The sequence below is a fragment of the Actinomadura sp. 7K534 genome (assembly GCF_004348575.1).
In the GTDB taxonomy this organism is placed as follows: domain Bacteria; phylum Actinomycetota; class Actinomycetes; order Streptosporangiales; family Streptosporangiaceae; genus Spirillospora; species Spirillospora livida.
Genome location: NZ_SMKB01000486.1, coordinates 1 through 1,242 on the forward strand (window position 1 = coordinate 1; position 1,242 = coordinate 1,242).

Here is a 1,242-nt window from a genome sequence, read left to right on the forward strand (position 1 = left end):
GTTCAGGGGGTGTCGCCGGTGGGGGCGACGAGGCCGGCCTCGTAGGCGACGACGGCGGCCTGGACGCGGTTGCGGGCGTCGAGGCGGGTGAGGATCGCGCTGACGTAGGCCTTCACGGTCCCTTCGACGACGTGGAGGCGGGCGGCGATCTCGGCGTTGGACAGTCCGGCGCCGAGCAGGGCCAGGACCTCGCGTTCGCGGGGGGTGAGGGCGGCGATGCGGTTCCGGGCGCGGGCGCCGACCGCGAGGCGGCCGCCGCCGAGTTCGGTGATGACGCGGTGGGCGACCCGCGGGGACAGGTAGGCGGCGCCGCCGGCGACGGCGCGGACGCCGGCGATGAGTTCGAGGGGGTCGCCGGACTTGAGGAGGAAGCCGCTGGCGCCGCCGGACAGGGCGCGGGCGATGTACTCGTCCTCGCCGAAGGTGGTGAGCATGATGACGCCGGTGCCGGGGGCGGCGCGGCGCAGTTCGGCGGCGGCGCCGAGGCCGTCCAGGCGGGGCATGCGGATGTCGAGGAGGGCGACGTCGGGGCGGTGCCGGAGGGTCTGCTCGACGGCCTCGCGGCCGTCGGCGGCCTCGGCGACGACCTCGATGCCGGGGTCGGCGGCGAGGATCGCGCGGACGCCCGCGCGGATCATGGCCTCGTCGTCGGCGAGCAGTGCCCGGATCATGGCGGGTTCCTCTGTCGGTCGTGTTCGGCGCTGAGCAGGGTGGTGTCGTAGGCGTTCTTGGCGGTGAGGCGGCCGCCGGTGAAGCAGAGCCGGTAGATGCGGGACACGCCGAGCAGGTCGGCCTCGGGGCGGTAGTAGCGGCAGTCGGCGCGGGCGGGTTCGGGGACGAGGCGGCGGACGGTTCCGGCGCCCGTCGTCTCGCGCGGCGGCAGGGTCCGCTGGACGCTTGCCTGGGGGGCGCCGACGCGCAGCGCGGCGTAGTCGGCGGGCGGCAGGACGGAGTTGAGGGTGACGTAGGCGTAGTAGGCGGCCATGACGGTGCCGAGGGCGGCCATGAGCGCGGCGGGGACGGTGATCGCGGTGATCAGGCCGCGGCGGACCTGGCGGCGTTCGCGGGCCAGGTGGCGGGCCGATTCGGAGGGCCACTCCCCCGGCGGTGTGCGGGTGAGGCCGAGGGCGGCGCGCAGCGCGGTCCCGGCGGTGGGCGCCGCGGTGGGCGCGGCGCGGTGCCCGCCGGGCGGGTCGGCGGGCTGGTCGCCGGGTGAGTCGAAGGCGCGGGGTGCGGGCGGGG

The 1,242-nt window shown here is 77.1% G+C and carries 1 protein-coding gene and 1 pseudogene; both read right to left on the minus strand.

The annotated features are described in order from the left end of the window. Window positions 1–2 precede the first annotated feature (2 nt). Entirely contained in the window at window positions 3–671 is a 669-nt protein-coding gene (locus tag E1266_RS37305; protein ID WP_132055294.1) for a response regulator transcription factor, read from the minus strand. Next, window positions 668–1,242, minus strand: a pseudogene (locus E1266_RS38625) (hypothetical protein); the annotation flags it as partial. The pseudogene E1266_RS38625 and the gene E1266_RS37305, both read right to left, overlap by 4 nt.

What these genes read in the sequence shown, in the direction of transcription:
- E1266_RS37305 (WP_132055294.1), bottom strand. Translation starts at nt 671, where the DNA reads ATGATCCGGGCACTGCTCGCCGACGACGAGGCCATGATCCGCGCGGGC.